The 22,579-nt window shown below is 63.6% G+C and carries 15 protein-coding genes; 3 read left to right on the forward strand and 12 right to left on the reverse strand.

The window, feature by feature from the left end:
* Positions 1 to 3 precede the first annotated feature (3 nt).
* Positions 4 to 2,310, reverse strand: a complete 2,307-nt coding sequence (locus AC0L15_RS06675; protein ID WP_287239294.1) for a xanthine dehydrogenase family protein molybdopterin-binding subunit — start codon at positions 2,308 to 2,310, stop codon at positions 4 to 6.
* A 155-nt stretch (positions 2,311 to 2,465) separates the two neighbouring features.
* Between AC0L15_RS06675 and pepN the strand changes: the two genes are divergently transcribed.
* Together pepN and AC0L15_RS06685 are read left to right on the forward strand one after the other, a co-directional pair.
* Positions 2,466 to 5,111, forward strand: coding sequence for an aminopeptidase N (gene pepN, locus AC0L15_RS06680; RefSeq protein WP_287244259.1), 2,646 nt, complete (start codon positions 2,466 to 2,468; stop codon positions 5,109 to 5,111).
* A 316-nt stretch (positions 5,112 to 5,427) separates the two neighbouring features.
* A complete protein-coding gene (locus AC0L15_RS06685) occupies positions 5,428 to 7,755 on the forward strand; it encodes a PAS domain-containing sensor histidine kinase (protein WP_287052499.1) in 2,328 nt (775 codons plus the stop codon).
* A gap of 60 nt (positions 7,756 to 7,815) precedes the next feature.
* Here the strand turns inward: AC0L15_RS06685 and AC0L15_RS06690 are convergent, their stop codons facing one another.
* The 4 genes from AC0L15_RS06690 to AC0L15_RS06705 all read right to left on the reverse strand — a co-directional run bounded on the left by AC0L15_RS06690 (position 7,816) and on the right by AC0L15_RS06705 (position 14,809).
* Positions 7,816 to 10,773, reverse strand: a complete 2,958-nt coding sequence (locus tag AC0L15_RS06690) for a bifunctional [glutamine synthetase] adenylyltransferase/[glutamine synthetase]-adenylyl-L-tyrosine phosphorylase (RefSeq protein ID WP_287244262.1) — start codon at positions 10,771 to 10,773, stop codon at positions 7,816 to 7,818.
* Entirely contained in the window at positions 10,773 to 12,242 is a 1,470-nt protein-coding gene (locus AC0L15_RS06695; RefSeq protein ID WP_473496037.1) for a sensor histidine kinase, read from the reverse strand. The genes AC0L15_RS06690 and AC0L15_RS06695 overlap by 1 nt, the downstream gene beginning before the upstream one ends.
* A gap of 1 nt (position 12,243) precedes the next feature.
* Positions 12,244 to 12,918, reverse strand: a complete 675-nt coding sequence (locus tag AC0L15_RS06700; protein ID WP_287064265.1) for a response regulator transcription factor — start codon at positions 12,916 to 12,918, stop codon at positions 12,244 to 12,246.
* A gap of 361 nt (positions 12,919 to 13,279) precedes the next feature.
* A complete protein-coding gene (locus tag AC0L15_RS06705) occupies positions 13,280 to 14,809 on the reverse strand; it encodes a Do family serine endopeptidase (protein WP_473496038.1) in 1,530 nt (509 codons plus the stop codon).
* Positions 14,810 to 14,993: 184 nt separating this feature from the next.
* On the opposite strand from AC0L15_RS06705, the gene AC0L15_RS06710 reads away from it, so the two are divergent.
* Entirely contained in the window at positions 14,994 to 15,263 is a 270-nt protein-coding gene (locus AC0L15_RS06710; RefSeq protein WP_287244271.1) for a CopG family ribbon-helix-helix protein, read from the forward strand.
* Between the two features lie 71 nt (positions 15,264 to 15,334).
* Here the strand turns inward: AC0L15_RS06710 and AC0L15_RS06715 are convergent, their stop codons facing one another.
* The 7 genes from AC0L15_RS06715 to AC0L15_RS06745 all read right to left on the reverse strand — a co-directional run bounded on the left by AC0L15_RS06715 (position 15,335) and on the right by AC0L15_RS06745 (position 22,493).
* Complete coding sequence (locus tag AC0L15_RS06715) at positions 15,335 to 15,802, reverse strand: cytochrome c-type biogenesis protein (RefSeq protein WP_287228812.1); 468 nt, start codon at positions 15,800 to 15,802, stop codon at positions 15,335 to 15,337.
* A complete protein-coding gene (locus AC0L15_RS06720; protein ID WP_473496039.1) occupies positions 15,799 to 17,790 on the reverse strand; it encodes a heme lyase CcmF/NrfE family subunit in 1,992 nt (663 codons plus the stop codon). Before AC0L15_RS06720 ends, AC0L15_RS06715 begins: the two co-directional genes overlap by 4 nt.
* 105 nt (positions 17,791 to 17,895) lie before the next feature.
* Positions 17,896 to 18,336, reverse strand: coding sequence for a cytochrome c maturation protein CcmE (gene ccmE, locus AC0L15_RS06725; RefSeq protein ID WP_287244275.1), 441 nt, complete (start codon positions 18,334 to 18,336; stop codon positions 17,896 to 17,898).
* A 3-nt stretch (positions 18,337 to 18,339) separates the two neighbouring features.
* Positions 18,340 to 19,473 carry a c-type cytochrome biogenesis protein CcmI gene (gene ccmI, locus AC0L15_RS06730; RefSeq protein ID WP_473496040.1) on the reverse strand — a complete coding sequence of 378 codons (1,134 nt, stop codon included), beginning with the start codon at positions 19,471 to 19,473 and terminating at the stop codon, positions 18,340 to 18,342.
* Positions 19,474 to 19,772: 299 nt separating this feature from the next.
* Positions 19,773 to 20,213 carry a hypothetical protein gene (locus tag AC0L15_RS06735; RefSeq protein ID WP_128184600.1) on the reverse strand — a complete coding sequence of 147 codons (441 nt, stop codon included), beginning with the start codon at positions 20,211 to 20,213 and terminating at the stop codon, positions 19,773 to 19,775.
* A gap of 179 nt (positions 20,214 to 20,392) precedes the next feature.
* Positions 20,393 to 21,844: an ATP-binding protein gene (locus tag AC0L15_RS06740; RefSeq protein WP_128184598.1), complete on the reverse strand. Its 1,452-nt coding sequence runs from the start codon at positions 21,842 to 21,844 to the stop codon at positions 20,393 to 20,395.
* A complete protein-coding gene (locus tag AC0L15_RS06745; RefSeq protein WP_023800820.1) occupies positions 21,828 to 22,493 on the reverse strand; it encodes a response regulator transcription factor in 666 nt (221 codons plus the stop codon). The genes AC0L15_RS06740 and AC0L15_RS06745 overlap by 17 nt, the downstream gene beginning before the upstream one ends.
* Positions 22,494 to 22,579 lie beyond the last annotated feature (86 nt).

Consider the following 22,579-nt stretch of genomic DNA (forward strand, 5'->3'; position numbering starts at 1 on the left):
GGTTCACTTGGCAGCTGCTTCCTGGATCGCCGCCCAGATGCGCGCCGGCGTTGCCGGCATGTCGATGTGCCTGATGCCGTAGGCGCGATAGAGCGCATCCGTCACCGCGTTGAGCGCGGCCGGCGTCGCTCCGATCGTGCCCGCCTCGCCTGCCCCCTTGATGCCGAGTGCATTGGTGGTCGAGGGCACGTTGCGGGTCTCGAAATGGAAGAACGGCAAATCGTCGGCGCGCGGCATGGCATAGTCCATGAAGCTTGCCGTCAACAGCTGCCCGTCCTCGTCATAGACCGTGTTCTCGGTCAGCGCCTGGCCGATGCCCTGGACGACGCCGCCATGCACCTGGCCGGCCAGCAGGACAGGGTTCACGGTGACGCCGAAATCGTCGACGATCGTATAGCGGACAATTTCCGTCACGCCGGTGTCGGGATCGATCTCGACCTCGCAGATGTGGGTGCCGTTCGGATAGGTGCATTCGTCCTGCACGAACTCGCCAAAGCCCTTGAGATCGTCCGGGTTCCTGGCGGCCTTGGCGATGCTCGAAAAATCGATCGTGCGATCGGTGCCGACGATGCGGGCAACGCCGTTGAACAATTCGACGTCGTCGGCCGAGGCTTCCAGCTCATCGGCGGCGATGCGCCTGATCTTGATGGCCAGATCCTCGCCGGCGCGAGAAGCTGATACACCGCCAAGCGGAATGGAGCGCGAGCCGCCGGTGCCGCCGCCGGCCTTCAGCTCGTCGGTGTCGCCCTGGCGAACATGAATCTTGTCGATGTCGAGATGAAGCTTTTCCGAGAGGAACTGCGCATAGGCGGTCGCATGCCCCTGCCCGTTGGTCTGGGTGCCGATCTTCAGCGTCACCGTGCCGTCGCCGTTCAATTCGACAAAGGCCGGTTCGGAGCCGGGAAAGGCACAGGCCTCGATATAAGTCGCCATGCCGATGCCGCGGATTTTGCCTTCCGCCTTCGACTGCGCCAGTCGCTCCGGAAACGCCTGCCACTCCGCTTGTTCGATGGCGCGGTCCATATGGCCTGCGAATTCGCCGGTATCATAGAGGCGGTCGGTCTGCGTGCGGTAAGGGAACTGCTCGGGCCTGATGAAATTGCGCCGGCGGATCTCTTCGACTGGCAAGCCCAGGTCGTGGGCGCAGGCGTCGACGAGCTTTTCCAGCAGGAATGCCGCTTCCGGACGGCCGGCGCCGCGGTAGGCATCGACCGGGCAAGTGTTGGTGTAGAGGCCGGTCACCGAAACGTCGAGCGCCTGGATGTCATAGACGCCGGTCGACATGGTGACGCCGATATAGGGGATGAACGGGCCATATTGCGAGATATAGGCACCGATATTGGCGAGGAGATCGACCTTCATGCCGAGAAAGCGGCCGTCCTTGTCCATCGCCATCTCGGCGGTCACGACATTGTCGCGACCTTGCGCATCGGTGAGGAAATGCTCGGTGCGGTCGCCGGCCCATTTCACCGGGCGGCCAAGGCGCCTGGCGGCCTCCAGCACCAGCGGATGCTCGCGATAGACGAAGCTTTTCGGCCCGAAGCCGCCGCCGACATCCGGCGTGATGACGCGCAGCTGGTTCTTCTTGATCTTGAATATGTCGGCCAGGATGTACTGCATGGAATGCACGCCCTGCGAGCCTGTGGTCAGCACGAAGCGGTTCTCCTGCGTGTTCCACTCGCCGATCGCCGAACGCGGCTCCATGTAGTTGCAGACCAGCCGGTTGTTGATGAATTCGATGCGGGTTACATGCGTCGCCCTGGCGAATGCCGCCGCGGTCTTCGCCTTGTCGCCGATGTGGTAGCTGAAGGCGCGGTTGGAGCCGAGTTCCGGCCAGACCAGCGGCGTGCCTTCGTCAAGCGCCGTGGCGGTGCCGGACGCGGCATCCTCGCCCTCATAATCGACCTCGATCAGTTCGGCCGCGTCCTGCGCCAGCGCGCGGCTGTCGGCGACGACGAAGGCGACGGCGTCGCCGACATAATTGACCCGGTCGCGGCAAAGGACCGGAATGTCGCGGGTCGGCGCCTTGGTGCCGTCCGGCTGCCTCTGCATGACGCCGGATTTCAGCTTGCCGAGATGAGCAAGATCCGCACCGGTCAGCACCAGATGGACGCCAGATGCCGCCTTGGCCGCCTCGGTCGAACCGACGGTGAAGCTTGCCTTGGCCACCGGCGAGCGCAGGACGTAGCCGTGCAAGAGGCCGGCCAGTTGGATGTCGTCCGTATAGCGACCGAGACCCGTGATGAAGGCCTGGTCCTCGCGACGCAGCACAGAGGCGCCCATGCCGAATTTCGGTGTGACGACGGTCATGGATACCTCGCGACGATGATTGGAAAACGAGTGCCTGAAATAGGCGCTGCGCCAGTTTTGTCGAGTGACGGTTTCGTGTAAAGAGCGCGTGCTTCACATTTCTTCGACCAGCGGATCCACCTGCCGCTGCGGAAATCGACAGGAAAACCAACGGAATGCGCACGGACACCGGCCAGGTCTTCAAGCTCGAAGACTATCGCCCCACCGACTATCTCATTCCGGAAACCGGCCTGACTTTCCGCCTGTCGCCAGAAGCCACGCGCGTCATCGCGGTGCTGACGGTCGAGCGCCGCGACGGCGTCGCGGCGTCAGTGCCGCTGGTGCTGGACGGCGATGGCCTGACGCTCGGCCGCATCGCAATCGACGGCCAGACACTCGCGCCCACCGATTTTTTCGCCACGCCCGATCAGTTGAAGATCACCACGCCGCCCGCAGCAGCCCGCTTCCAACTGCTGATCGAAACCGAGCTGGCGCCGGCGCACAACGAAACCCTGATGGGCCTCTATCGCTCGAGCAACGTCTATTGCACGCAATGCGAGGCCGAGGGCTTTCGGCGCATCACCTATTTTCTCGATCGTCCGGATATCCTGTCGGTCTATACGGTGCGCATCGAGGCGCCGCACCACGAGGCGCCACTGCTTCTTTCCAACGGCAACCCGGCTGGCAGCGGCGAACTTGCCGACGGCTGGCACTATGCAGTCTGGCACGACCCCTTCCCCAAGCCGTCCTATCTGTTCGCCCTTGTGGCGGGGGCTCTCGGCAAGGTCGCGGACAGCTTCGTCACATTGTCCGGCCGCCAGGTCGAGCTCGGCATCTTTGTCGAGCCGGGCAAGGAGCGGCTCGCCGGCTACGCCATGGACGCCCTGAAACGGTCGATGAAATGGGACGAGGAAGCGTTCGGCCGCGAATACGACCTCGACGTCTTCAACATCGTCGCCGTGTCAGACTTCAACATGGGCGCGATGGAGAACAAGGGCCTCAACATCTTCAACGACAAGTATGTGCTGGCCGACCAGGAGACCGCAACGGACGCCGATTTCGCGAATATCGAGGCGATCATCGCGCATGAGTATTTCCACAATTGGACCGGCAACAGAATCACTTGCCGCGACTGGTTCCAGCTTTGCCTGAAGGAAGGGCTGACGGTTTTCCGTGATCACGAATTCTCCGCCGACCAACGCTCGCGAGCGGTGAAACGCATCGCCGAAGTGCGCACGCTCAAGGCACATCAGTTTCCCGAAGACCAGGGACCGCTGGCGCATCCGGTGCGACCGCGCCGCTACCGCGAGATCAATAATTTCTACACGGCGACAGTCTACGAAAAGGGCTCGGAAGTGGTGCGCATGATCCGCACGATTCTCGGCGCCGAGACGTTCCGGGCCGGCATGGATCTCTATTTCGAGCGCCATGACGGCGAGGCTGCAACCATCGAGGACTTCATCAAGGTGTTCGAGGATGTGTCCGGGCGCGACCTCGCGCAATTTTCGCTGTGGTACCATCAGGCCGGCACGCCCAATCTGACCATCAGTTCGACGCACAATGCGGCGGCCCAGGAATTCACGCTCGAGATCGAACAGTCGGTGCCGCCAACGCCGTCCGAAAGCCGCAAACGGCTGATGCATATTCCGCTGGCCTTCAGCCTGGTCGGCACCGACGGCAAAGCGATAGAATATGGCGGCGTCGAGGGCGCCAGCGTCGAGGACGGCGTCATCCATATCCGCAAGCGCCGGCACATGGTGCGCTTCTCGGGCGTCACTGAGCGCCCGGCGATGTCGCTCAACCGCGGCTTCTCGGCGCCGGTGACGCTTTCCGTCGAACAGAGGGCCGACGATCAGTTCTTCCTTGCTGGCCATGACAACGATACCTTCTCGCGCTGGCAGGCGTTCAACACGCTTTTGACCGAGGCTCTGATATCCACCTTCCGCCAGGTCCTTGACGGCAAGCAGCCCGGTTTCGCATCGCGGTTGATCGAGCTTGCCGGCAAAATAGCCGGCGACGAGACACTCGAACCGGCCTATCGGGCGCTGGCTCTGGCGCTTCCGAGCGAAGCCGATATCGCCCGTGACATCGGCAAGAACATCGACCCCGATGCCATTTTCTCGGCCCGCGAGGCGCTGACGGTCGCGATCGCCGAGGCGAATCGCGAGATATTCTCCGACCTCTACGATCGACTGACCGACAAGGACGCTTTCAGTCCTGATGCGGCAAGCGCCGGTCGCCGGGCGCTGCGCAACATCTTGCTCGACTATCTTTCGCTGCTGCATGGAGGTGCGACGCTTGCGGCCCGGCATTTCCAGTCCGCTACCAACATGACCGACCGGGCCGCCGCATTGAGCGTGCTTGCGCTGCGCCATAACGGTTCGCCCGAGACGGTCAAGGCGCTGGCGGAGTTCGAAGCGAAATATGCGACCGATCCGCTGGTGATGGACAAATGGTTCCATATCCAGGCCAGCGTGCCGGGCCCGCAAACCATTCATGCAGTGCGCGCCCTGACCGGCCACCCGGCCTTCTCGATGGCCAACCCGAACCGGGTGCGCTCGCTCGTCGGCACGTTTTCCAGCGCCAACCAGACCGGCTTCCATCGCGCCGACGGCGAAGGCTACCGGTTTTTCGTCGAAACGGTCCTGCAGGTCGAAAAGCGCAACCCGCAATTGGCCGCCAGGCTGGCGACGGCACTCAGATCATGGCGCTCGCTGGAACCTGCCCGGCAGGGCAAGGCAAGGGAAGCGCTGCTTTCGATTGCCAATACCGAGAACCTGTCGGCCGATTTGCGCGACATCATTGAGCGCACGCTGGCGTAAGGTATGTTGATATTCAGGTGATGCCGGCCTGCGAACGGCGGCTTCCTGCGTTTCCGGTGCTCACGTACCAAAAAGTACGCTCCGCTCCGGTTCTCGGAATCCACCGTTCTCGGCACGGCCTGACCTGAATCTCAACACACCTTAGAAGGTTGCCGCCCGGCACCATCGGGCGGAAAAGCCATTATTTTAGTCGATTTTTAATCTTTTTTCGCTGCGCCTATGGACAAGCCGAATCACCTTTGATTCTTTAGCTGAAGATTCGGAAGTGCGGCGTCGCCGGATCGTCAAGCAGATTTAAGATCGGGGAGAGCCATTTATGGCGAAGGCGGACGCGTGGGGCGCGCCCGGAGGGACGGGTTTTGAGCAGCGTGAGGCGGGAAGCGACGGTCTCGCCGGCAATGCGCGGCTGATCGCCGAACCCGCCTACCGACGGCTTCTGGCAGCCGAGCCATTGCTGCGCCGATCGATACCGGCCCTCATCATCATTTTCCTGATTGTCATCGCGGCACTGCGGTTCCTGTCGCTGATGCACGAGCGCGACGACGTGGAACGCGACGCCAAGGCGATCCTCTCGCTCGCGGCGGGCCAACTGGCCAGTTCGATCAGCGTCGATGCGAACATGGCCTCGACGCCTGGCGCGACGCAGGACTTGTTGGAGGGCATCAGCCGTCAGGGCGCCATGGGCCGAAGCCACGTGCTTGCGGTCACCGACAGCGCGTTCAAGATCGTTGCCGTGACACCGCAATCGACGGGCTGGGAAGGGCGGTCGCTTGACGCCATCGCCCAGGGCGGTCAACCGCTGTTCATGTTCGGTGACCGCGCCGGGGTGATGGAGGTCAGCATCGGCGGCCAGGACTGGTATGCCGCGGTGAGCCTGGCAAATGGCAGGAATGGTGCTGCCGCAGCGCTCGTTCCGCAGGATGCGGTCTTCGACACGTGGCGCAAGACCGTTTCGCTCAACGTCACGCTGTTCGTGCTGACGGCCGGCGTGCTGATCATCGTCCTCTATGCCTATTTCGGCCAGGCGGCGCGCGCCCAGACCGCCGACCGCATCTATCTCGAAGCGCACCAGCGCATCGACATGGCGCTGGTGCGCGGCCGCTGCGGCCTGTGGGACTGGGACATGGTGCGCGGCAAGATGTACTGGTCGCGTTCGATGTACGACATGCTGGGCTATGAGCCCTGCGACACGATGCTGTCGTTCGGCGAGGTCGACGGGATCATCCATCCCGAGGACGGCGACCTATTCCAACTCGCCAACAGGATCGTCGCACGTGAGATCGACCACATCGACCAAGTGTTCCGGATGCGCCACGCCGACGGACAATGGGTGTGGATGCGCGCAAGAGCGCAGGTGATCGACCCGGAAGCGCCGGAGATCCAGTTGATCGGCATCGCCGTCGACGTCACCGAGCAGCGGCATTTGGCGCTGCGCTCCGAGGCCGCGGATCTTCGCCTGCGAACGGCCATCGAAAACATCAACGAATCCTTCGTGCTCTGGGATTCGGCCCAGCGCCTGATCATGTGCAATTCCAAGTACCAGCAGGACAACGGCCTGTCGGATCGCGACGTGATGCCGGGCGCCTCGCGCGCCGTTCTCGAAGACCGCATGCTTGCCTTCGCCTCGGAGCGCCGGCTTGCCAACACCAACGGGCAGCAAGGCGGCGTGACCTTCGAGCGGCAGCTTGCCGATGGCCGCTGGCTGCAGGTGAACGAATTGCGGACCAGGGACGGCGGCACCGTCTCGGTCGGCTCCGACATCACCCAGATCAAGCTGCACCAGGAGAAGCTGGTCGACAGCGAGCGCCGACTGATGGCGACGATCCACGATCTCAGCCTTGCCCGCCGGGCAGAGGAAGAGCGGTCGCGCGAACTGGTCGAGCTCAATCACAAATACATGAAGGAAACCGAGCGCGCCGAGGCCGCGAACCGGGCCAAATCCGAGTTCCTGGCCAACATGTCGCATGAATTGCGCACGCCGCTCAACGCGATCATCGGCTTCTCCGAACTGATGGAACAGGCGCTGTTCGGGCCCCTGGGTTCGCCGCGCTACGAGGAATACGCCACCGACATCAACGGCAGCGGCAAATATCTTCTGGGCGTCATCAACGACATCCTCGACATGTCGAAGATCGAGGCCGGCCAGTTCTCGATGGATCAGGAGGAAATCGACCTCTGCCCGCTGATGCGGGAAACGGTGCGCGTCATCTCGCTGCAGGCGGCGGAAAAGTCGATCACCGTCGAAACACGCATCCCCGATTCGCTGACGCTGTTCGCCGACCGCCGGGCGATCAAGCAGATCATCATCAACCTGCTGTCGAATGCGGTGAAGTTCACCGGCCAGGGCGGTCGCATTGCGGTAAGGGCCCGCAACACCTCCAGCGCTCTGGTGCTGACGATCGAAGACAATGGCTGCGGCATCCCGAAGGAGGCGCTGAGCAAGCTCGGGCGGCCGTTCGAGCAGGTGCAGAACCAGTTTTCCAAGAGCCATGCCGGTTCCGGCCTTGGCCTTGCCATCTCACGCTCGTTGGCCGAGCTTCAGGGCGGCGCCTTGAAAATCCGCTCCACCGAAGGCACCGGCACGATCGTGTCGGTGCGCATTCCGACCAGGAAGCCGACGCAGCCGGTCAGGGCCGCCGCCTGACTAGTGAATAGTGAAATAGTCAGTAGTGAATATCTAATTCCATTCACCATTCACTACTCACTACTCATTCACACGAAGCAAAAAGCCAAAATCCTTCCTGACATTTTGCGACGTCTCCTTGAGGTGCGCTTCCAGCACGCCGAAATCCGGCAGGTCGGTGACCGCCAATAGCAGATCCGAAAGCCCCGGCGGAACGTCGTCGCGTTCGAATACGCCGGTGAGGCAGAGCCGCGTCATCTGGGTCAGCGCCAGATAGAGCGCATAGGCATCGCAAAGCTCCTGCCTGATCTGCGCCTCGGCGAAATCCGGCGCCAGCCTCGACAGCACGTCCGCCGTCCCGGTGACCCGGCGGCCGGCTTCGACCTTTCCCGTGATCACCGCCACCTGCGCGATGAATTCAAGATCGATGAGACCACCCGGGATCAGCTTGATGTCCCAGAGATCGCGCGGCGGTTTTTCCTTCTCGATCATCGCGCGCATCTCGGCCGCCTCGGCCATCACCTTTGCGCTGTCGCGCGACAGGGCAAGTACCTGTGCCACTTCGGTCTCGACCTCGGCGCACAGCGCTTGATCGCCGCCGATCGCGCGGGCCCTTGACAGCGCCATATGCTCCCAGGTCCAGGCGTCCTTACGCTGGTACTTCTTGAAGGCATCGACATGGGTCGCCACCGGCCCCTTGTTGCCGGACGGCCGCAAGCGAAGGTCGAGTTCGTAGAGAACGCCCTCGGCGGTCGGCGCGGACACCGCAGCGATCAGCCGCTGCGTCATCCTGGCGTAATAGTGCGACGGGGCGAGCGGCTTGTCGCCATCGGATTCTTCGGCATCGGCGTCGTGATCATAAAGCAGGATGAGGTCGACGTCTGAGCCGGCCGTCAATTCGCGGCTGCCGAGCTTGCCCATGCCGAGCAGCGCAACCGTGCCGCCGGCGATGCGACCGTGGCGTAGCGCGAACTCGGCGATGACCGCCTGCAGCGCCGCGTCGATGGTGAGATCGGCCAGATCGGAAAAGGCACGGCCGGCGCGCGCCGGATCGATCGAGCCGGCAAGCAGCCTGACGCCGATCAGGAATTTTTGCTCGGACGCAAAGATGCGCAAGCGGTCGAGCACGTCCTCATAGGCCCTGTCGCCTTCGAGGAACGCGGCGAGACGGCCGGACAGATAGGCGCGGTCCGGCAGTTCGGTCAAAAGCGCCGGATCAAGCAGGCCGTCAAACACGTGCGGCCGGCGTGTGATGATGGCGGCCAGCCGGGGCGCCGCGCCCATGATGGTCGCCAGCAGCTTCAGCAGAGCCGGATTGGAGTGGAGCAGCGAGAACAGCTGAATGCCGGCGGGCAGACCGGCAAGGAATTCGTCGAAGCGTATCAACGCCTCGTCCGCGCGGCGCGTCTGGCCGAAGGATTGCAGCAGCGCCGGCGTCAGTTCGGTCAACCGCTCGCGCGCCTCGGCTGACTGGGTGACGCGATAGCGGCCGAAATGCCAGCCGCGGATGACGCGGCAGATGTCGCTCGCCCGCTGGAATCCCAATCTCTGCAGGGTCCGCAACGTATCGGGGTCGTCGACATCGCCGGTAAAGACCAGATTGCCGATGCCCGCCGAAAGCTCGGGCGCGGTCTCGAAAAGCGCTGCGTAGTGGCGTTCGACCTGATGGAGTGCGGCGCGGAACGCCTCGGCAAAGGTCGCCGCATCGGCAAAACCGAGCAGGCGGGCAATGCGTTCGAGCCCTTCGTCATCGTCCGGCAGTATGTGGATCTGCTCGTCGGCGACCATCTGAACGGCGTGCTCGACGCGGCGCAGGAGCCAGTACTGCCTTGTGAGCGTATCGCGCGCATCGGCAGTGATCCAGCCGCGTGCCGCAAGCTGGCCAAGCATCGGCACCGTCTCGCGGCCGCGCAGTTCGGGAAAGCGGCCGCCGGCGATGAGCTGCTGGGTCTGGACGAAGAACTCGATCTCGCGGATGCCGCCGCGGCCGAGCTTGACGTTGTGGCCCTTCACCGCGATCTCGCCAAGACCCTTGTGGGCATGGATCTGGCGCTTGATCGAATGGACGTCGGCGATCGCCGCATAGTCCATGTATTTGCGCCAGATGTAGGGCTGGAGCTCCTTCAGGAACGCAGTGCCGGCGGCGACATCGCCGGCCACCGGACGCGCCTTGATCATCGCGGCCCTCTCCCAGTTCTGGCCCCGCGCCTCGTAGTAGCGCAGCGCCGCCTCGACCGGGATCGCCAGCGGCGTCGAACCGGGGTCGGGACGAAGCCTGAGGTCGGTGCGGAAAACATAGCCGTGTTCGGTGCGGTCCTGGAGCATGCGGACCAGCCGGCGGGTCAGGCGCGAAAACAGCTCCGTCGCATCGAGCGGATCGAGGACTGCTGGCGCTTGCGGGTCGAAGAAAACGACAAGGTCGATGTCGGAGGAGAAGTTCAGCTCATGCGCGCCAAGCTTGCCCATGCCGAGCAGGATCCAGCCCGACCGGCGCGCCGGATCCTCGAGATCCGGCAGTTTGAGCTTGCCTTGTCGGTGCGCGTCGCGAAGCAGGAAGTCGACGGCAGCGCGGGTGCAGGCGTCGGCAAGATCGCTCAGCCGCCGTACTGTGATTGCAGTTTCGGCCTCGCCTGCAAGATCGGCCAGCGCGATCAGAACATGCGCTTCCGCTTTCCATTGCCGCAGCTCCATCATCAGACCGTTCTCAGAGATGGCTTCCGCCCGCGCGGCCTTGCCGATGGCGGCGCCGATCGACGCCAGCCGCGCCTCGACGGTCTCATCGAAAAGCGCATCCAGGATCTGCGGGCGGCGGCGCACCGTGTCGCGCAGGAACGGCGACAGGTCGAAGACTGCCGCGAGAAACTCCTGGACGGCGCCCTCGCCGGCCAGGATTTTCGCCAGCCCGGCAAGCCCCTCTTCCTGCGCTGCGGAAGCGATCTCCGACAATTCCCGCCGGGCTCGGTTCCGATCCAGAGGCACGAGCCTTGCTGCCGGCTTCAGAAGCCAGTTGGTGTGTTCCGCAGCCGCCTTCACCGCCATCAGCGATCCTCCCGTTCGGGAAAACTCATGACGACGGATAATCCAGGATTGGCGGGCAGGAGATCAAGCCGCCCTTTGTGGAATGTCATGATCGCCTTGGCGAGGCTGAGGCCGAGACCGGAACCCGGCTGCGAGCGGCTCTTCTCCAGCCGCACGAAACGCTCGGTCGCCCTGGCGCGATCGGCATCGTCGGGAATGCCCTGGCCGTTGTCGGTGACGGAAAGTCTGATTTCGCTGCCGACGCGATCGAGCGCCACGCGAACGGTCGGCTTGGCTGTCGAGTCGGTCGAATATTTGATCGCGTTGTCGACGATGTTCGATAGCGCCTGGCCGATCAGCTCGCGATTGCCTTCAACGGCGAAGCCGTCCTGCACAGAGGTCTCGAGTGTCACTCCCGCCTCCTCCGCCACCGGCTCGTAGAGCTCGACGACATCGCGCACGGAAGCAGCCAGATCGACCTGGCTGGTGCTTTCTGAGGAATAGCCCGCCTCCAGCCTTGAGATCATCAGGATGGCGTTGAAGGTCTTTATCAGATGGTCGGACTCGGCGATGGTCGCTTCCAGCGCCTGCCGGTAGGCGGCGGATTTGTGCTTGCCGGAGAGCGTCGCCTCGGCGCGGTTGCGCAGCCTGGTCAGCGGTGTCTTCAGATCGTGGGCGATGTTGTCGGAGACCTGCTTCAGCCCTTCATTCAGCGTGGCGATCCTGGCCAGCATGGAATTGAGATTTTCGGAGAGCCGATCGAACTCGTCGCCGGCGCCGGTGACCGGCAGCCGGCCGGAAAGGTCGCCGCCCATGATGCGGCGACTGGCCTGCGACACCGAGTCGATGCGCTTCAGCGCCGCGCGGCCGACGAAGAACCAGATCAAAATTCCGCCAAGCGCCATCATGCCGAGGGCCAACGTCAAGGCGCGGCGGATGACGGCGCGGAACCGCTCAGGCTCGCCGAGATCGCGGCCGACCAGCATGATCATCTGGTTCGGCAGGCGCAGCACCAAGGCAATGGCGTTGTGGCCCTTCTCGCCTTCGACCTGGACTTCGCTCTGGCTGGGTTCATTCGGGTCGGCGATCGGGTTGCGTTGCCGCTCGAGTTCGCCCTCGCCAAAGCGCCGGTAGGAAAACGGCTCCGTCGTCCAGCCCTCGGCCACGAGAACGCCGGGTTCCAGGCTCTGCACGTTGCCGGTCAGGATCTGGCCGTTGGCATCGGCGATCAAATAGAGATTGGCGCCGGGTTGGCGGGAGCGCTGCTCGACCACCCGGACCAGCAGCGGCAAGCCGCCGCGCTGATAGACCCGGGCGAGGCCGAGCACCTCGTCGTTGATGGTCTCCTGCGTCTGGCCGGTCAGCATGCGCGCCGACAGCGAGGTCATGTAGAAGACGAGCAGCACCGCACAGATGGCGAACAGCAGGAGATAGAGCGCCGAAAGCCGCGCTGCCGTCGTCTTCATGATGGCCGGCATTGAAAGGGCCATGCTAACCGCTCTTGAGCATATAGCCGGCGCCACGAACCGTGTGCAGGATGGGCTTGTCGAAGCCCTTCTCGATCTTGCCGCGAAGCCGCGAGACGTGAACGTCGATGACGTTGGTCTGCGGATCGAAATGATAGTCCCAGACATTTTCCAGCAGCATGGTGCGCGTCACCACCTGGCCGGCATGGCGCATCAGATATTCCAGCAGGCGGAATTCGCGCGGCTGCAGCGTAATCTCCCGGCCCGCGCGCCGCACCGAATGCGACAGCCTGTCAAGTTCGAGATCGCCGACCCGGTAGACGGTTTCGGCCTCCCTGGCGCTGGCGCGGCGGTTCAGCACCTCGACTCGGGCCAGAAGCTCGGAAAAGGCATAGGGCTTGGTCAGATAGTCGTCGCCGCCGGCGCGCAAGCCGGTGACCCGGTCGTCGACTTCGCCGAGCGCCGACAGGATCAGCACCGGCGTAGTCTTGCCTCGGGATCTAAGACCGGCGATGACCGACAGGCCGTCGCGGCGCGGCAGCATGCGGTCGACGACCATCACGTCATAGTCGCCGGAGTCAGCGAGCGCGAAGCCGGTTTCGCCGTCGCCGGCGACATGGGCGGTATGTCCGGCCTCGGTAAAGGCTTTCTGGAGGTAATCGGCCGCTTCGCGATCGTCTTCTATGACGAGAATCTTCATGGGACCGTTATACGCGATTTCGCTGGAAGATTGAGTGGCCGGCATAGGCATCATGGCCTCAAGGTGGATCGCGAACAAAATGATTCAAGAACGAGCAGTAAGTCTTTGTTTTACAACGTTATTGGCGTCGAGCCGCCGCATCCTCGGATTTGGGCGACATGCTTTGTTGTTTGAGCATGTCGTCATCCCAAAACCGCTTCACACTTTGGGCGACTGCTCTGTGGTTCGAGCGGCAGCGGGCGATGGGCGCCCGCTGCCGCTGGGGCGGAACACGATGACTGACTAACGTATTCAAGCCCCGTGCTTTCCCATGCGACGGCTCCGGGTATTTGAAACCGCCGCATCGGAAAAGTCTGGAACGTCAGCCCTTGGCGACAGGCAGCGCGACGAAGCGGTTGCTGTCGTCGCGGGTGATCTGCATCAGCACCGCCTTGCGGCCCGACTTCACCGCGTCGGCCATGGCCTTGGCGACATCCTCGGTGCCGTTGACCTCCGTCGAATTGACCGAGGTGATGACGTCGCCGGGCTGGATGCCGCGATCGGCAGCATCGCTGTCGGGATCGACATCGGTCACCACAAGCCCTTTGCCATCGTCGGACCTGGTGACGGTGAGACCGAGATCGGCCAGTGTATCGGCCTTTGGTGGAGCCGAAGGCTGCTGGTCGGCCGAAGCCTGCTTGTCAGTCGAAGGCAGCGTGCCGAGGTCGACCTTGACCGTTTCACTCTTGCCGTCACGCCACAGCGTGACGTCGACCGGCTTGCCGGGCGGGTAGGCGCCGATCAGACGGGCGAGTTCCTTCGGCGAAGCGACGTCCTTGCCGTCCACCTGAGTGATGACGTCACCAGCCGATATGCCGGCCTCCTTGCCGGGACCATCGTTCTGGGCGCTGGAAACGAGCGCGCCCTTATCGGACTTCAGCCCGAGCGATTCGGCGATTTCGGAGGTGACCGGCTGGATCTCGACGCCAAGCCAGCCGCGCTGGACGGTGCCGTCCTTCATCAGATCCTGCACGACCTGTTTGGCGGTCGAGGCGGGAATGTCGAAGGCAATGCCGACGCTGCCGCCGGACGGCGAGAAGATCGCGGTGTTGATGCCGACGACCTGGCCGTTGAGGTTGAAGGTCGGGCCACCCGAATTGCCGCGGTTCACCGAGGCATCGATCTGGATGAAATCATCATAAGGACCGGCGCCGATGTCGCGACCACGGGCCGAGACAATGCCGGCAGTGACTGTGCCGCCGAGGCCGAACGGATTGCCGACGGCCACCACCCAGTCGCCGACGCGAACCTTTGAATCATCGGAGAAGTCGACATAGGTGAACTTGCCGTCGCCTTCGACCTTGAGCACTGCGAGATCGGTGCGCGGATCTGTGCCGACCAACTTGGCGTCGAGTTCCTTGCCGTCATGCATCACCACCGTGAAGGACGAGCCCTCTCCGACGACATGATTGTTGGTGACGAGGTAGCCATCCTCGGAGATGAAGAAGCCGGACCCTTGAGCGACCGGCCGTGGCTGGCGGTCAGCGCGTCCGAAACGTCGCATTCCATCCCGGCCATCCTGATCGCCAAAGCCACGGAACTCCCTGAAGAAGCGGCGCAATTGCGGATCGTCGGGGAGATTGCCGAAGGCGTCGGGAAGGTCGGAGCCGTCGTCAGCGGTCGATTCTATCTTGGATTTGACGCGGACACTGACGACCGCCGGCGAAACGCGCTCGACCACGTCGGCGAAGCTCGGGACCTGAGGCGCCTCGACACGCACGGCCTCGGCCAGGACGGGGGCTGTCCCGGTGGCAACCGCGCCGAAGCCGATCGCGCCGGCAATGGCCACTGATGCGGCGGCAGCCATCAGGCGTTTGCGGGTGCGGGAATGTGAATTGGGGGCAATATTCATGGGTCTCGTATCCTCTTTCAAGGGATGCGCTTCGGTCGGCATCCTCGGCAAGAGAAATAGAGGCGCGCACATTACGGCGCCATTTCCAGTGCATGAAACTTTGGTAATGTTTGCAGGCACCAACCCTTTGGTTGCGCCCGCCCGAGGCCCTATGTTGTACACAGTTCAGCACAAGGCTTTCACCATGACCGCAAGCGCCACCATGACGATTCGGGTTTCGTCCGAAACCAAGCTGAAGCTGGAGCGGATCGCCGCCGACACGCGGCGCAGCAAATCCTTCCTCGCGGCCGAGGCGATATCGGCCTATGTCGATCGCGAGCTTGAGATCATCGAAGGCATCAAACGCGGCATGGCCGATGCGGCAGCTGGCCGTGTCGTGCCGCACGAAGAAGCCATGGCGGAAATCGACCCCATCATCGAAGCGTCGGAAGCCAGGCGCGCAGACAAGGCTTGAAGCGGTTCGTCACCTGGTCTCGAGACATCGTGACACGGCCGCGGTCTTGGCGACGGGGCGGCCGGGCCGAATTAGTTACCCAGCATCTTGTCCAACGTTGCCTTCTCCTCGGCGGTGAGCATGGCCGCAGGCGTCGAACGGCGCGACCGGGCGGTCAGCACGATGAAAATCCCGCCGGCAAGCAACAGAAGGACCGGCGTGCCCCACAACAGCGCATTGCGCAGGCTGAAGCGCGGCTTCAACAGCACGAACTCGCCATAGCGGGAAACGATGTAGTCGATCACCTGCCGGTCGGTATCGCCGGCGACCAGGCGCTGGCGCACCAGCACGCGCAGGTCGCGGGCAAGCTCGGCATCGGATTCGTCGATCGACTGGTTCTGGCAAACCATGCAGCGCAGTTCTTCTGAAAGGGTCCGCGCCCGCGCCTCGAGCGCCGGGTCGGCCAGAACCTCGTCCGGCTTCACCGCAAGTGCGGCGCCGGCAAACAACAGCGTCAGCAGCAGGATCAGGGAGGCCAGGGAAGTTTTTCTTGCGGTCATGGCAGGCTCGCGAAAGGCACGGCGCCCGCCGACTTGCGGCGGCGCGACGGTGCGCCGACGCGCAGCCGCCGGTCCATCAGCGACATCGCAGCGCCTGCCATCATGACAAGGGCGCCGCCCCAGATCAGCGTCACCAGCGGCTTCCACCACAGCCGCACCACGACGGAGCCGTCGGTCGCCTCATCGCCAAGCGAGAGGTAGAGCTGGCTGAAACCGATCGTCTTGATACCGGACTCGGTCGTCGTCATCTGCCGGACCGGATAGGAGCGCTTGGACGAGGTGATCACGGCGGTGGTGCTTCCATCAGCGCCGAGCAGGGCGAAGCGGCCGCGATCCTCGCTGTAGTTAGGCCCCTGGGCCGGATAGAGCCCTTCGAAGCGCAGTGTGTGGCCGGACAGCTGCACGGTCTCGCCTGCACGCATCGACAGTATCTTTTCGGTTCCGAAGCAAAGCGTGCCGACGATGCCCAGCGTCGTCAGCCCAAGACCGAGATGGGCGAGCGCGGTGCCGAAGACCGAACGCGGCAGGCCGGCGAAGCGCCTGAGCATGATGCCGGGCGCGACGCTGCCAAAGCCGGACTTGACGGCAATATCGGTGAGCGCGCCGCAGATCAGCCAGAAGGCCAGGCCGACGCCAAGTGCTGCGAACACCGACGCGCCGTCGATGAACAAGGCCGTCACCAGCACGGCCAGAAGCGCGGCGGCGAAGGCCGCCATCAGCCGCTGGGCGACGGCGAAAATGTCGCCGCGCTTCCAGGCCAGCAGCGGCCCGAACGGAACCGCGACCAGGAGCGGCACCATCAGCGGGCCGAACGTCAGGTTGAAGAACGGCGCGCCGACCGAAATCTTGTCGGCCGAAACGGCCTCGACGACCAGCGGATAGAGCGTGCCGATCAGCACGGTGGCGGTGGCCGTGGTCAGGAACAGATTGTTGAGGACCAGCGCCCCTTCGCGCGAGATCGGATGAAACAGGCCGCCGGCCGTCAACCTCGAGGCGCGAAAGGCGAACAACGCCAGTGATCCGCCGATGAACAGTGTCAGGATGCAGAGAACGAACACGCCGCGCGTCGGATCGGTGGCGAAGGCGTGGACGGAGGTGAGCACGCCGGAGCGCACCAGGAAGGTGCCGAGCAGCGACAGCGAGAAGGTCAGGATCGCCAGCAACAGCGTCCAGATCTTCAGGGCCGAGCGCTTTTCCATGACGATCGCCGAATGGAGCAGCGCGGTGCCGGCCAGCCAAGGCATGAACGAGGCGTTCTCGACCGGATCCCAGAACCAGAAACCGCCCCAGCCAAGTTCGTAATAGGCCCAGTAGGAACCCATGGCGATGCCGCCGGTAAGGAACATCCAGGCGACCAGCGTCCATGGCCGCACCCAGCGCGCCCAGGACGCGTCGATGCGGCCTTCGATGAGGGCGGCGACCGAGAAGGAAAAGCAGATCGAGAAGCCGACATAGCCGAGATAGAGCAGCGGCGGATGGATGGCGAGGCCGAGATCCTGCAGGATCGGGTTGAGATCGCGGCCCTCGATCGGCGCCGGATTGAGCCTGGCGAACGGGTTGGACGTCGCCAGGATGAACAGCAAGAAGGTGGCGCCGATCGCGCCTTGCACGGCCAGCACGTTGGCTCGAAGGGTCGCTGGAAGATTGCTGCCGAAAGCAGCGACGAGCGCCCCGAAGAAGCTCAGGATCAGCACCCAGAGCAGCATCGAGCCCTCGTGATTGCCCCAGGTGCCGGTGATCTTGTAGATCAGCGGCTGCAGCGAATGCGAGTTGTCCCAGACGTTGGCCACCGAAAAGTCCGACGTCGCATAGGCCGTCGCCAGCGCCGCGAAGGACAGAGCGGTCAAGGCGAAGCCGGTCACCGCGACCGGACCGCCGACGGCCATCATCTTCTGGCTGTTGATACGCGCACCGAACAGCGGCACCAGCGCCTGTACCAAAGACAGCGCGAACGCCAGGACCAGCGCGAAATGTCCGGTTTCAACCATAGTGGCCAAGCCCGCCAGGTTTTTGCTTTGCCGCAGGGTCTTGCCGCAAAATCGTGGGAACCCTCGGGTCAAGCCCGAGGGCAGGCTTTTGCGGAACCTGCTTAGTCACTTTTTGCTCTCCTGCCACACGCCCCTGGATTTGAGGCCGTCGGCCACCTCCTTGGGCATGTAGTTCTCGTCGTGCTTGGCCAGCACGCTGTCGGCGACGAAGACGCCGTCCGGGCGAAAAATGCCTTCAGTGATGACGCCCTGCTCCTCGCGGAAAAGGTCGGGAAGAATGCCGGTGTAGGTGACCTTGACCTGCTTCTGGTTGTCGGTCACCGAAAAAGCGACGGTGGTCCCCTGACCGCGCTCGATTGTGCCTTTTTCGACGAGGCCGCCGAGCCTGATACGCTGCCCGGGCTGCAGGCTGGCGGTGGTCAGATCGGCGGGCATGTAGAAGTAGGAGGCCTTCTGGCCGAGCGCGTAGAAGGTCAGGCCTGTGGCGGCACCGAGGAAGGCCAACCCTGCGGCGATCACCGACAGTCTTTTCTGCTTGCGCGTCATTTCTTACTCCGTCGCCGTCAGGCCAAGCGAGGCGGCAAAGGCGGTGAATTTCTTCGCTTCGTCACTATCGGAGCCAAAAACGGCGATACCGCGATTGAGCGCGTCGCGCGCCTGATCGGCCTTGCCCAGCACGACATAGGAACGAATAAGCTGCATCCATCCTTCCACATCGCGCGGGTTTTGCCGCAGTTTTTCGTCAAGCCCCGCAACCATGGTGTTGATCATCGCTTCCCTATCCTGCGGCGACATCGACGAGGCGGCGTCGACATCCCCGGCGTTCGGGCCTTTTGCAGGCACTCCCGAAGCGACGCTGCGCCTGGCGGTTTCGGCCAGTGCCTGCGCGACGGCGCCGCGCCAGGGCGTGTCCTGCGGCAAGGCCGCCAGCATTTTCTGCCAGCCGGCCGTCGCCTCCTCGATGCGGCCTTCCTGCGCCATGCCCATCGCCAGATAAAAGCTGGCCTTCGGAGTCGCCGGATCGAGCTTCAGCGCCGCCTCGAAGGCTGCCTGGGCATCGGCCGAGACAATGCCGCCCGCTTCGCTGGCGATCGCCTCGCCGAGGCCGGCTTGGCGGGCTGCGCTGTCGCCGTCGAGGCGAATGGCGTTGCGGTACGCCGTCACTGCGTCGGAGAACCGCTGCATGCGCAGATAGATTGGCGCCAGGACGTCCCAACCCCTGCCATCGGACGGGTTGGCGGCAAGGTGGGCCTCGGCGCGTGCCACCAGTTCGTCGACCGAACTGTCGGCGGGATTCTTGGCCAGTCGCTCGCTGAGCGGCTGCGACGGCAGATCGGGCGAGCCGAGTTGGCTGTACAAGCCCCAACTGACCAGCGGAACCGCCAGGACCGCAGCCGTCGCGACCAGCCTGGTCGCCATCGACGGCTGCCGCGCCGCTGCCTTGTCGGCGGCATTGTCGAGGCGAAGGATGCGGCGGGCGATCTCCGCACGCGCCTCTTCGGCCTCGGCCGGCTGGATCAGGCCACGCGCCACGTCGCGGTCAAGCTCGGACAACTGGTCGCGATAGACTTCAAGGTCATGATCGCTGCTTGGCGAACCACCCTTCGGGCCGCCGGCCAGCGGCAGCAGCACCGCCAGGCTTGCACCCAGCGTGAGAATGGCGGCTATGACCCAGAACAGCATGCTTCTTCCAATAACGGCAGAGCCCTGCCCTGCCAACACAGGCGTCCTGCGACGCTTTGACGGCAGATGCGTCGCATGTCCTTGATTGATGTCAACCGGACCTAAAGCGCGCCGCGTTCGACCGGCGTCATGCGACGCGCCTTAGATAGTTGTTTTCATGCATATCGTCATCGCAAGATCGCTGCACACCCTCGAGTCAGGCCCGAGGGCATGCTTTTGCGCGAATTCTTGTTTTTATGCATGTCGTTATCGCAAAACCGCTGCACACTTTTGCGCGACATGCATTATCCGGCCGGTCGTTACGTCAGCGGCGTCCAGCTGCCATCGGCGTTGCGGCAAGCGGTTCCGCGCGCGGTGGCGCCGGCGGCGCCGGTAAACACCGTATGGGTGTATTGTCGGCAGTCCTGCGAGCCGACACGATAGGGCTGGGCGGGCACGACTTCACCGTAATGCGCCGACCGATCGCTCTTCCACGTCACCTTCTGGCTGCTCGCCGTGTACTCGAGCGCCCTGTATTCCGCCTCCAGCGCCTTGCGTTTTTCGGGGCCGCTCAAGCCGGTACCGATCGATCCGCTGACGAGGCCGCCGCCCATGGCGGAAATGACCGTCGTCGCGATCTTGCCTTCACTTGGCGGCGTTGCGGCCGGCCGCGGCGCCACCGTGGGGCCAGGGCTGCTGCCCAGCGTCGTGCAGCCAGAGACGGCCAGCAGTGCGGAAACAAGCGCGACGCGAATCTTCATGCCAACAACCGGTTTTCTTGAGTTAAAGCTGGGGGCCGCGCCATCGGGGAAGTCGGCGTGGCCATAGTGTCGATGTTTGTCGGAAATTTGGCCACGGCCGACGGCTCCGGGACCAGTCGACATGCCGCAATATCACGCACCGTCGATCAATGTCGACTGGCCCAGCAAAAAGCATAGGCCTAGTGAAGGCTCCGCAATCGAACCACCGCCTTCAACCCGCCCATGCTGGACCGTTCCAGAGCCAGAACGCCTCCGTATTCGTTGACGAGGTCGGCGACAATGGCAAGTCCAAGCCCGGTGCCCGGCCTTGTCTCGTCGAGACGCCGTCCGCGCTTCAGCGCCTCGCGCGCCTTGTCTTCTGGAATGCCCGGGCCATCATCCTCGATGCTGATCTCGAACAGATTGACAGCACCCTCCTTGCCGGCGCCAGTCTTCTTGCCGGGGATTGGCGCCACCGATACCGCGACCGCGCTCCTTGCCCATTTCATGGCGTTGTCGAGCAAATTGCCAAGCAATTCTTCCAGATCCTCGCGTTCGCCGGCAAAGACGATATCGACTGCCGGCAGCGACAGTGAGAGATCGGTCTGCGGATTGAGTTTTTGCAGGACGCGCACCATGCGCTGGACCAGCGGCGCCACCGGCGTTCGGTAGACGACGCTGTCGCGTTGCGCCGCGACGCGGGCGCGCTGCAGATAATGGTCAATCTGCTTCTGCATCGAGGCGGCCTGTTCGGCTATGAGCTGGCCCTTGGCGCCGCCGAGCGCCCGTCCCTCGTTGATCAGCACCGCCAGCGGCGTCTTCAGCGAATGGGCGAGGTTGCCGACCTGCGTCCGCGAGCGCTCGACGATACGCTTGTTGTTTTCGATCAACGCGTTGGTCTCGTCGGCGAGCGGCTCGATCTCGGCGGGGAAGCGACCGTCGAGCTTTTGCGCGGTTCCTTCGCGCACCATGGCGAGAGCGTCCCTGACCCGGCGCAATGGCTGCAGGCCCAGCAGGATGGCGATGGCGTTGATGGCGATCATGCCGACGCCGAACAGCGAAAGATAGGTCAGCAGGCGACGCTGAAAGGCGCTTATCTCCTGCTCGAGCTCGGTCCGGTTGCCCATGACGCGGAAGCGCGCTGCGCGATTTTTCGCGTCGAGAACGAACTCGCTCTCGAACACTTCCAGTTCCTCGCCATCGATGCCTTCTGCCGTATAGCTGCGCTGGAAGCTGGCATTGAAAGGAACCTCGGCGACGCTTGGCGACAGGATCGCCTTGGTCATCGAGGAGGAGTGCAACTCACCACTCACGCCTTCCGACGCAGGCTCCACCGACCAGTACCAGCCGGAATTCGGCTCCGAGAACCGAAGGTCGCCCAGGTCGGGAGCGCCGGTCAGCGAACCGCCTTCGGACACGCCGACCGAGCCGATCAGATTGAACAGATGCGCCGACAGCAGGCTGTCGAAACCGCGCTCGCTCGCCTGGCGATAAAGGGTTGTGATCAGCGTGAAGATGACAATCAGGGTGAGTATCGCCCAGACCGTGGAAAAGGCGATCACCCGGAACGCCAGCGACCGCGGCCCGAACCGCAGTGAAAGCGGCGTCCTTGCAGTCTGTTTGAGCGGTTCCGCCTTACGCCTCCGGCTCACGCATTCGATAGCCCATGCCGCGAACGGTTTCTATCATGTCGATGCCCATCTTCTTGCGAAGCCGCCCGACAAAGACCTCGATTGTGTTGGAATCGCGGTCGAAATCCTGATCGTAAAGGTGCTCGACCAACTCGGTTCGGGACACGACCTCGCCCATATGGTGCATCAGATAAGCAAGCAGGCGAAATTCATGCGACGTCAGCTTCAACGGCACGCCGTCGACATCGGCCTTGGAGGCTTTGGTGTCGAGCCGCAGCGGCCCGCAGGTCAGCTCGGACGACGCATGGCCGGCCGCGCGCCGGATGAGCGCTCGGACCCTGGCCAGCACCTCTTCGATGTGGAACGGCTTGGTGACATAATCGTCGGCGCCGGCGTCGATGCCGGATACCTTGTCGCTCCAGCGATCGCGCGCCGTCAAAATCAGGACCGGCATCTTGCGGCCGCCGCGCCGCCAGCGTTCGACCACGCTGATGCCGTCCATCTGCGGCAAGCCGATGTCGAGCACCACGGCGTCATAGGGCTCGGTGTCGCCGAGGAAATGCCCTTCCTCACCGTCGAAAGCCCGGTCGACAACATAGCCGGCATCGACCAGCGCGTCTGATATCTGCCGGTTCAGATCCTTGTCATCTTCGACGACGAGTACGCGCATGCGGGAATCACACCCAGTTGAAGAATCCGCCTGTTGAAAAATCGGCCTGTTGAGGAGCTGGACGTCAGATATAGGCCGATTCCAGC

It is taken from the genome of Mesorhizobium sp. WSM4846, assembly GCF_055811415.1.

Bases quoted from the DNA above. Each gene is read 5' to 3' on its own strand.
- AC0L15_RS06675 (WP_287239294.1), bottom strand. From the start codon at position 2,310: ATGACCGTCGTCACACCGAAATTCGGCATGGGCGCCTCTGTGCTGCGT.
- pepN (WP_287244259.1), top strand. From the start codon at position 2,466: ATGCGCACGGACACCGGCCAGGTCTTCAAGCTCGAAGACTATCGCCCC.
- AC0L15_RS06685 (WP_287052499.1), top strand. From the start codon at position 5,428: ATGGCGAAGGCGGACGCGTGGGGCGCGCCCGGAGGGACGGGTTTTGAG.
- AC0L15_RS06690 (WP_287244262.1), bottom strand. From the start codon at position 10,773: ATGGCGGTGAAGGCGGCTGCGGAACACACCAACTGGCTTCTGAAGCCG.
- AC0L15_RS06695 (WP_473496037.1), bottom strand. From the start codon at position 12,242: ATGGCCCTTTCAATGCCGGCCATCATGAAGACGACGGCAGCGCGGCTT.
- AC0L15_RS06700 (WP_287064265.1), bottom strand. From the start codon at position 12,918: ATGAAGATTCTCGTCATAGAAGACGATCGCGAAGCGGCCGATTACCTC.
- AC0L15_RS06705 (WP_473496038.1), bottom strand. From the start codon at position 14,809: ATGAATATTGCCCCCAATTCACATTCCCGCACCCGCAAACGCCTGATG.
- AC0L15_RS06710 (WP_287244271.1), top strand. From the start codon at position 14,994: ATGACCGCAAGCGCCACCATGACGATTCGGGTTTCGTCCGAAACCAAG.
- AC0L15_RS06715 (WP_287228812.1), bottom strand. From the start codon at position 15,802: ATGACCGCAAGAAAAACTTCCCTGGCCTCCCTGATCCTGCTGCTGACG.
- AC0L15_RS06720 (WP_473496039.1), bottom strand. From the start codon at position 17,790: ATGGTTGAAACCGGACATTTCGCGCTGGTCCTGGCGTTCGCGCTGTCT.
- ccmE (WP_287244275.1), bottom strand. From the start codon at position 18,336: ATGACGCGCAAGCAGAAAAGACTGTCGGTGATCGCCGCAGGGTTGGCC.
- ccmI (WP_473496040.1), bottom strand. From the start codon at position 19,473: ATGCTGTTCTGGGTCATAGCCGCCATTCTCACGCTGGGTGCAAGCCTG.
- AC0L15_RS06735 (WP_128184600.1), bottom strand. From the start codon at position 20,213: ATGAAGATTCGCGTCGCGCTTGTTTCCGCACTGCTGGCCGTCTCTGGC.
- AC0L15_RS06745 (WP_023800820.1), bottom strand. From the start codon at position 22,493: ATGCGCGTACTCGTCGTCGAAGATGACAAGGATCTGAACCGGCAGATA.